Source organism: Actinomadura sp. 7K534, from assembly GCF_004348575.1.
GTDB classification, from domain to species: Bacteria; Actinomycetota; Actinomycetes; order Streptosporangiales; family Streptosporangiaceae; genus Spirillospora; species Spirillospora livida.
In genome coordinates, this window is sequence record NZ_SMKB01000288.1 from 1 (window position 1) to 8,270 (window position 8,270).

The 8,270-nt window shown below is 72.2% G+C and carries 7 protein-coding genes and 2 rRNA genes; 4 read left to right on the forward strand and 5 right to left on the reverse strand.

Going from position 1 to position 8,270, the window contains the following annotated elements; translation table 11 throughout:
- Positions 1-96 (forward strand): 23S ribosomal RNA (locus E1266_RS32925); the annotation flags it as partial.
- Between the two features lie 161 nt (positions 97-257).
- A 5S ribosomal RNA gene (gene rrf, locus E1266_RS32930) occupies positions 258-374 on the forward strand.
- 58 nt (positions 375-432) lie between these two features.
- Here rrf and E1266_RS32935 read toward each other — a convergent pair.
- Positions 433-1,617 carry an MFS transporter gene (locus tag E1266_RS32935; protein WP_132053800.1) on the reverse strand — a complete coding sequence of 395 codons (1,185 nt, stop codon included), beginning with the start codon at positions 1,615-1,617 and terminating at the stop codon, positions 433-435.
- A gap of 437 nt (positions 1,618-2,054) precedes the next feature.
- On the opposite strand from E1266_RS32935, the gene E1266_RS32940 reads away from it, so the two are divergent.
- Positions 2,055-2,261, forward strand: coding sequence for a DUF397 domain-containing protein (locus E1266_RS32940; protein WP_132053802.1), 207 nt, complete (start codon positions 2,055-2,057; stop codon positions 2,259-2,261).
- Positions 2,262-2,322: 61 nt separating this feature from the next.
- Here E1266_RS32940 and E1266_RS32945 read toward each other — a convergent pair whose 3' ends face one another.
- Complete coding sequence (locus E1266_RS32945; protein WP_207946056.1) at positions 2,323-2,757, reverse strand: DUF6069 family protein; 435 nt, start codon at positions 2,755-2,757, stop codon at positions 2,323-2,325.
- 114 nt (positions 2,758-2,871) lie between these two features.
- Between E1266_RS32945 and E1266_RS32950 the strand changes: the two genes are divergently transcribed.
- A complete protein-coding gene (locus E1266_RS32950) occupies positions 2,872-3,315 on the forward strand; it encodes a MarR family winged helix-turn-helix transcriptional regulator (protein ID WP_132053804.1) in 444 nt (147 codons plus the stop codon).
- A 20-nt stretch (positions 3,316-3,335) separates the two neighbouring features.
- On the opposite strand, the gene E1266_RS32955 is transcribed toward E1266_RS32950, so the two are convergent.
- The 3 genes from E1266_RS32955 to E1266_RS32965 all read right to left on the reverse strand — a co-directional run bounded on the left by E1266_RS32955 (position 3,336) and on the right by E1266_RS32965 (position 8,148).
- Positions 3,336-4,988, reverse strand: a complete 1,653-nt coding sequence (locus tag E1266_RS32955; protein ID WP_132053806.1) for a DNA repair helicase XPB — start codon at positions 4,986-4,988, stop codon at positions 3,336-3,338.
- A 185-nt stretch (positions 4,989-5,173) separates the two neighbouring features.
- Positions 5,174-5,602, reverse strand: coding sequence for a DUF4190 domain-containing protein (locus E1266_RS32960; protein ID WP_132053808.1), 429 nt, complete (start codon positions 5,600-5,602; stop codon positions 5,174-5,176).
- 170 nt (positions 5,603-5,772) lie between these two features.
- The gene (locus E1266_RS32965) at positions 5,773-8,148 is read right to left on the reverse strand and encodes a helicase-associated domain-containing protein (protein WP_132053810.1); all 2,376 of its coding nucleotides are present in this window, start codon (positions 8,146-8,148) and stop codon (positions 5,773-5,775) included.
- Positions 8,149-8,270: the final 122 nt, after the last annotated feature.

An 8,270-nucleotide genomic window follows, 5' to 3' on the forward strand; every position in this document is an offset into this window, starting at 1 on the left:
AAGGCTCCCGGTAGACGACCGGGTTGATAGGCCGGGTATGGAAGCGCGGTAACGTGTGGAGTTGACCGGTACTAATAGGCCGAGTGGCTTGAACACACAATTCGTTCAAAGCAAACCGCTGCGAGAGTTGTTCGCGTCCCTGTGTGGTTCTCAGGAAACAACCTGGGCAACCCGTGTTGTTAATTGAATGTGCTGAGCCTTGCCGGCTTGGACGTTGAACTTGCACGCCCCCTGGTGGGGGGTGGTGCGTTGAGACGTTCGGTGGTTTTGGCGAAGGGGAAACACCCGGTCCCATTCCGAACCCGGAAGTTAAGCTCTTCAGCGCCGATGGTACTGCATGGGAGACTGTGTGGGAGAGTAGGACACCGCCGGACATATATTAGGGAAGGGCCCCGCCTTATGGCGGGGCCCTTTCTCATTTCTGTGGGCTGCTCACTCGTCCACCACCGCTGCGCTGGAAGAAGCCTCTACGGGGCGGACCGCGGCGATGAAGAGGGCGAGCGCGACGACACCGGCCATCCCCGAGATGAGGGGGAGCAGACCGGGGCCGGCGGTGTCCAGGACCGCGCCACCGACGGCTCCGCCGATGGCGACACCGATATAGGTGCCGGACGTGTTGAGGGCCAGGGCCTGCGTGGCGACGGGCCCGGCGAGATCGTGCAGCCTGGCCTGCACGGCCGGGGAGTTCCAGAATGCCGCGCCGCCCCAGATCGTCACGATGACCACCAGCGGAAGCACCGAGATCGGACGCAGCGGCCACAGCGCGGTCAACGCCACCATCGTGGCGAGGAACGCCCCCACGCCGGCGACGAGCGTGCGGTCGGCGCCCCACGCGTCGGTGGCGCGTCCGCCCGCCCAGATCCCGACCATGCCGGCGAGCCCGGAGCAGGCGAAGAAGACGCCGCGGTCGGTCACGTCCGCGTTCGCGAGTGCGGCGGTGAACGGCGCCAGGTATGACAGCAGCATCATCGACCCGAACATCAGCACGACGTTGGCGAGCAGGCCGAAGGAGATGGCCGGGCGGCCGAGGACGGCGAGCTGGGCCCGCACGGGCAAAGCGTCCTGCTCCGCCTCGCACCGTGGCAACGTGGTGAAGAAGCCCAGGGCGACGAGTGCACCCCCGGCCGCCATCACGGCGAACGTCGCGCGCCAGCCCACCGCACCACCGATCCAGGCCCCGGCCGGGACGCCGAACGCGATGGCGCCGGTGACGCCGAACGCGACGGCGGCCACGGCGCGTCCCGTCCGCTCCGGGGCGGCGAGCCGGGCGGCGGTCGCGAACATGGCGGGCGTCGCCGCGGCGGCGGCGAGCGCGGCCGTGATCCGCAGGGCCACCAGTGCGGAGAAGGTCGGGCTGACTGCGGCTCCGGCGTTGGCGGCGGTGAAGACGAGCGCGGCCGATACCAGGAGCGTCCGGCGGGGGACGCGGGCCGTCGCGACCGCGGCGAGCGGAGCGGCGACCGCCACGGTCACGGAGAAGACCGTGACGAGCTGGCCGGCCGTGCCCACGCTCACCTCGAGGGACGCGGCGATCTCGGGCAGCACACCGGCGATCACGTAGTCGTCGGTGTAGAAGACGAGCGCGCCGGCCGCGAGAGCGAGCAACCAGCGGGGCATCGGTGCTCCAGGAGACGAGGGTGGCGGATGGCCGACAGAGGCCACGCTATGGAACGTTCCGATCGCCTGGCCAGCCATTTTCGGCCGTGGGCCCCGACGCGTCCGCCCTGGTCGACGAGGTCGCTCCTCACCGAGTAAAACCGTGCCAGGGACGCGGAGGATCAGAACATTCGTGGCGAGCTATAGCTTTGCGACGCTCGATCGGGTGCGCCGAACGGCCCTTGCCCTCCGGGCGGGCGAATGAAACTCTGGTCGGCACCGGATTGGCGGGCGAAATTGTCGGCCAGCCGCACTCTGGCAAAGCCCAATGCGGTTGATGCTCATTTTCGGAGCCAGGAGACGCTGCTTAATTCAGATTTTGAGCAACCGAAATTCGCCATTGCGGATGAATGGCCTGGGTGAGGGTAGGGGCCCTCCCGACCCTAGGGAGGATAAGGATGGACCGTCCTGCTCTCTGGCGCGCCGGCTGGCGCAAGAGTTCCCGCAGTAAGGCGTCGAGCAACTGCGTTGAGGTCGCCGGTCTGCGGTCCGGCATCGGCATTCGGGACAGCAAGTCACCGGACGGTCCGGTGCTGGCCGTCGCTCCCGCGGAATGGGCGGTGTTCGTCAACGCCGTCAAGGTGGGCGAGCACGATCTCGACTGATCGGCGGCGGGTGGCCCCGGCATCTCGACGGTCCGCGCGTCGAGGTGCGGGGCCTTCCGCGTCACCGGCTGCCGACCGCTTCCCCGTCCTCGGCGCTTTCGCCGGCCCGCCGCCTCTGCGGCGGCCTGTACCGGAAGGCGGGGATGAGGACCGCGGCGACGGCGACATGTGCGAGGGCGAGCACCGTCTTCGCCCCCGCACTCGCCTCCACCCCGGTCAACGGGAAGAAGGACAGGGCCAGGACCGCGAGGGCGGCCACCGTCCAGATCCGGAGACCGTGGGCCGTCACGCGCTCCAGGACGGCGAGGAGGGCCCATCCGAGAAGCGAGGCGGCCAAGGAGAACGTGGCGAACGCCCCGGCCCCGAGGTCGGTGGCGTCCTTGCCCGGTTGCTCGACGACCAGGTCGTGCCCGAGTAGGGGCTCTCCCACCGCCCATACCGCGAGGGCCGCCGCGACGGCGCCGGCCACACCGAGACTCTGGGTCCGAATGCTCATCCGTACTCCTTGAGAAGGTATATGGTTGAGGTGCTCAACTTATTCGGCAGTCTACGCACATTTAGTTGAGATCCTCAACAGTCCAGTCGGTTAAGGAGCGAATATGATCGGGGCATGAGCGCGGACGTCGATCGGCTGGTGGGCGACCTGGCCGACTCGGTCTTCCAGGTGGCCGGGCTGCTGCGGGCGAACTTCGACGCGGCGGCTGCGGAGCTGGGGCTGCCGCCCGTCCAGGCGATGGCCCTGATGAACCTGGACGCGCCGGCCCCCATGCGGCGGCTGGCCGAGTGGCTGCGGTGCGACGCTTCCAACGTGACGGGCATCGTCGACGGGCTGGAGCGGCGCGGGCTCGTCGAACGGCGGCCCGACCCCGCTGACCGGCGGGTCAAGCATCTGGTGCTGACCGAGGAGGGGGAGCGTAAGCGCGCGCTGCTCCGCGACGGCAGGCATGCGCACGCCGTCGCGCTGTTCGACCTCCCCGAAGAGGAGCTGGCCCGACTGCGGGACGTGCTCGACCAAGTGGTGAGCAAAGCCGGGCCGCATCCCGGCTGCCGCTGACGACCCGGGGCCCCTCGGACCTAGATCTCGTCGCCGGCGAGGACTGCGTCGGCGTCGACGATGCGGTAGGCGTAGCCCTGCTCGGCGAGGAAGCGCTGCCGGTGGGCGGCGTAGTCCTGGTCGAGGGTGTCGCGGGCGACGACGGCGTAGAAGCGGGCGCCCTGCCCGGACGCCTTGGGCCGCAGGAGGCGGCCGAGGCGCTGGGCCTCCTCCTGCCGTGATCCGAAGGCACCCGAGACCTGCACCGCGACGGACGCCTCGGGAAGGTCGATGGAGAAGTTCGCCACCTTGGAGACGACCAGCACCCCTATCTCACCGGCGCGGAACGCGTCGAAGAGCCGCTCCCGCTCGCGGACGCGGGTCTCCCCCTTGATGACGGGAGCGTCCAGCAGCGCGCCGAGTTCGTCGAGCTGGTCGATGTACTGGCCGATGACGAGGGTCTGCTCGCCCCTGTGCCGGTCCACCAGCGCCTGGATGAGCTTGGTCTTGGTGTCGGTGGTGGCGCAGAAGCGGTAGCGCTCCTCGGGTTCGGCGGTCGCGTAGGCGAGGCGTTCGGAGTCGGTCAGGGTGACGCGGACCTCGACGCAGTCGGCGGGCGCGATCCAGCCCTGGGCCTCCATGTCCTTCCACGGCGCGTCGTAGCGCTTGGGGCCGATGAGGGAGAACACGTCCCCTTCGCGGCCGTCCTCGCGGACGAGGGTGGCGGTGAGGCCGAGCCGGCGGCGGGCCTGGAGGTCGGCGGTCATGCGGAAGATCGGTGCGGGCAGCAGGTGCACCTCGTCGTAGAGGACGAGTCCCCAGTCGCGGGCGTCGAAGAGTTCGAGGTGCGCGTAGGCGCCCTTCCGGCGCGTCGTCATGATCTGGTACGTGGCGATCGTGACGGGACGGATCTCCTTCTTCGTACCGGTGTACTCGCCGATCTCGTCCTCGGTGAGGGACGTCCGCCGGATGAGCTCCTGCTTCCACTGGTGGGCCGAGACGGTGTTGGTGACCAGGATGAGCGTGGTCGCCTCCGCGCGGGCCATGGCGGCGGCGCCGACGATGGTCTTGCCGGCGCCGCAGGGGAGCACGACGACGCCGGAGCCGCCGTGCCAGAACGCGTCGGTGGCCTCCCGCTGGTAGGAGCGCAGCTCCCAGCCGTCCTCGGCGAGCGAGATCGCGTGGGCCTCGCCGTCCACGTATCCGGCGAGGTCCTCGGCGGGCCAGCCGAGCTTGAGCAGCGCCTGCTTGAGGGCGCCGCGCTCGCTCGGGTGGACGGCGACGGCGTCGTCGCCGACCCGGTCGCCGATCATCCCCTTGATCTTCTTGGCGCGCAGCACCTCCTCCAGGACCGAGCGGTCGGAGGACGACAGGACGAGCCCGTGCACCGGGTCCTTCTCCAGCCGCAGCCGTCCGTACCGGGCCATGGTGTCGGCGACGTCGACCAGCAGGGCGTGCGGGACGGGGTACCGGGAGAACCGGATCAGCGTGTCGACGACCTGCTCGGCGTCATGGCCGGCGGCGCGGGCGTTCCACAGGGCGAGCGGCGTCACCCGGTAGGTGTGGACGTGCTCGGGCGCCCGTTCGAGCTCGGCGAACGGGGCGATCTCCTTGCGGCAGGCGTCGGCCAGCTCGTGGTCGACCTCCAGCAGCAGCGTCTTGTCGGACTGGACGATGAGCGGACCGTCGGTCAATGCGAGAGCCCCCGTCGAGATTCGGTGATCGGTGCCGGTCCGGCCGGGCACCGCCCGTGCACGCTACCCCAGGGGAACGCCACGTGGCCCGCACCGGACGCGACCACAGGATCCAACACCGCGCACCGCCGCGTTATTGCGTCCCGCGGCGTGGCGGGGAGCAGGCGGGGAGAAGGGGAACGGGGTCAGTACGTGGAGTCGTAGCCGTTCGTCTCGGCGAGGATGACCACGAAGATGTAGATGACGATGAAGATGATTCCGAAGACGACGGACGCGCCGAACAGCACCCAGCTCCATACCGTCAGCTTCCGCGCGGACTCGGGATCGGACTGCAGGCGGCCCATCGCGATCGCGGACGTGATGACGCCGGGGATGGACAGGACGCCGCAGCACAGCAGCACGCCGACGATGTTGCAGACGAGGGCCGCGACGGTGTTCGCGTCGCGGGGCGGTTTCGTGGGCATCCCGGGCGGCCCGTAGCCGTAACCGGAGTACCCGGCGCCGTACGCGCCTCCGCCGTAGGGGTCGCCGCCGTGGGGATCGCCGCTCCAGCCCTGCGATCCGCCGTAGGGGTCCTGCCAGCCGGGCGGCGGGCTTCCTCCGTATCCGCTCACGGACCGTCTCCTCTCGCCCTGCTGTGATACCCAATACGACCAAGCCGACCGAAGCAGGGTTCCACCGCGTCCGCAACCGGACACCGCACCGGCCGGTTCGCGCCCACCGGAAGCAATTCGCCTGCGATGAAAAGGAAAGATCACGGGCCTGCGGAAACGCCCGCGGCCCGCTACTGGGCGGGGTCGTCGTCGAGTTCGGACACACCGGTGATGCGGTGGAGGGCGAAGCGGTGCACGGCGGCGCGGGTGGCGTCGTAGCCGGTGAGGAAGCCGCCCTCGACGCGGACCGGCTCCACGATGCGGCTGGACGCCTGGCCCTGCTGGTCGAGGTAGCCGATCCAGACGCGCCCGCCGCGCTCGACGGCGGCGCGGAGGCGCTCGATCGTGGCCATCGCGGGGGACCGGGGCGGTTCGCCGGACGGGGTGTCCGCGCGCAGCCGGGCCTGCTCGGCGCCGTGCGCGGACGCCTCGTCGCCGGCGCGCAGCGCGCGGACGGCGGCGGACAGCATGGCGGCGTCGGTGCGCTCCTCCGGCCGGATCCGGACGATCTCGGCGGTCGGCGGGGGATCGGCGCGCTGCGCGTCCGGGCGGGTCACGATCACCCCGCCGCCGGGCGCCTCGGCGACGGGGGCGAGGCCCATCGCGCGCAGCCCGTCGAGGAGGTCGGCCCGCTGCAGCCCGGACGCGAGGACGGTCGGCGCGAGGCGGTGCAGCCGCAGCACCTCCGAGCGGCGGTCGGCGAGGATCTCGTCGAGCGTGCTGGACGAGTCGGTCCGGACATAGGACGCGAGGGCGCCCACGCGCAGATGGCCGTGCCGGCGGGCGACGTCGTCGATGAGGTAGGTGAGCGGCTGCGGCAGCGGTGTCGCCGAGTGCCGGGCCAGCAGTTCGGTGACGTCGGCGGCGGTCCGGCCGGCGTCCAGGGCGCGGCGGACCGACTCGGGCGTGAAGCGGTACACGGTGGCGCCGCCGGTGGACTCGACGTCGGCGGCGAGGGCGAGCTCGCGGGCGAGGTCGGTGACCAGCGGGCCGGGCGCGATCGCGGTCAGGTCGGCCTGGATGAGGATCTCGTCGACCGGTGCGGGGAGGTGCTTCTCCAGGCGCGGCTCCGGGTCGTCGCCGGCGAGGAGGTCGCGGGCGAAGGGGGCCAGTTCCCCGAAGCCGGTGAACCCGAGGACGGCGGCCTCGCGCAGCGTCCAGCCGAGGAGGCGGTCGCGCATCGGGCCGCCGCGGCGGGGCCGCAGCCACGCGAGCCGGGCGCGCACGGCGGGCTCGGTCACGGCGGTGCCGGGCCCCGCGTCCGCGAGGATCTCCAGCACCGCCCGGCGGGTGGCCGGCGCGCTGCTGCGCACCATCGCCTCGCTCAGCGCGTTGATGAGCCGGTCGCGGTCGTCGCGTTCCCCGGCGAGCCCGGCGGCCCGGTCGGACTTCAGCCAGCCGTGCGCGAGCTCGGTCCAGCGGCCGGCGGTGTCGCGCATGAGCCACAGGTCGTAGGCGGGGGTGGGCAGCCACTCGCCGTCGAGGTCGCCGCTGCGGGTCAGCAGCCCGGCCGCGTACGCGACCTCGACGAGCAGCGCGGCATGCCATTCGGGGACGTCCAGGAGCGTCGCCGCCGCGCGCAGGTCGCGGACGGCGAGGCCGCCGCTGCGCAGCACCGGGGGCGGCTCCAGCCCCCACCGCTCCAGCAGCTCCTCGATGAGCCGGACGGTCGCCGCCGCCTCGCCCGCCGCGGCGCGCACCACGACCTCCTCGCCGCGCGGTTCGCCCGCGGGCGTCAGCGGCGGCGGCTCCGCCGGGACGTCCCGGAACAGGCGCCCGCCGCGCAGGTGCAGCGCGATCTCCCGGGGGAGGGTGACGGTGCGGTCGTCCTCGGCGGCGAGGAGGCCGCGGGCGAGGAGCCGCTCGATCGGGGTGACGGCGGTGGCGACCCGGACGGGGCGGCGCGCGTCGGCGACCCGCCCGACCGGCGGGCCCCACGCCAGGGCGTCGAGGGCGGCGCGCGCCTCGGGTCCGGCGTCGTCGATGAGGGGGCCGGGCTCGGCCAGCAGCTCGGTGAGGCGCCCCAGGAGCCGCGCGGAGTCGGCGAACCCGCGCGGCGCCGTCCCCGCCAGGTCGGTGATCAGCTCGATGAGCCGGTCCGGGGGGTATCCGGCGAACGCCTCCCGGGCCGGCGGGCCGAGGCCCGCGGGGTGCGGCAGGCCGTGCCGGACGCCGGGCGCCGTGGTCAGCGTCCCGTTCCCCCAGGCCAGCCCGTACCGCCGGAGCGTCTCCAGCGCGCCGGCGACCTGGTCGGCGGTGGCGGCGACCGCGGCGGCGACGGGCGCCGGGCCGTCCGGGGCGGGCAGGACGAGCAGGGCCTCCAGGACGGCGAGCGTGAAACGGTCCAGCCGGTCGAGCGCGCGGGAGATCGCGGCGGGCGTCGCGGCGCGGGCGGCGAGCGCGGTCAGGTCGGCGGGGACGGGGGCGAGCAGCTCGGGACGCGCGGACAGCAGCGCACGAAGCTCGTCGTCGCCTCGCGCGCGCAACCAGTCCGCATACGTTTCCATGCCGATCCCCAACTTTAGGTGGCACACGCCGCCCGTACTGGGCCCCTCAAGGGTAGGAGCACGAACCGCCTGCTCGGATCGGGGGTGAGGTGAACCCGCCGCTCAACCGCGGGGGGCGGGGA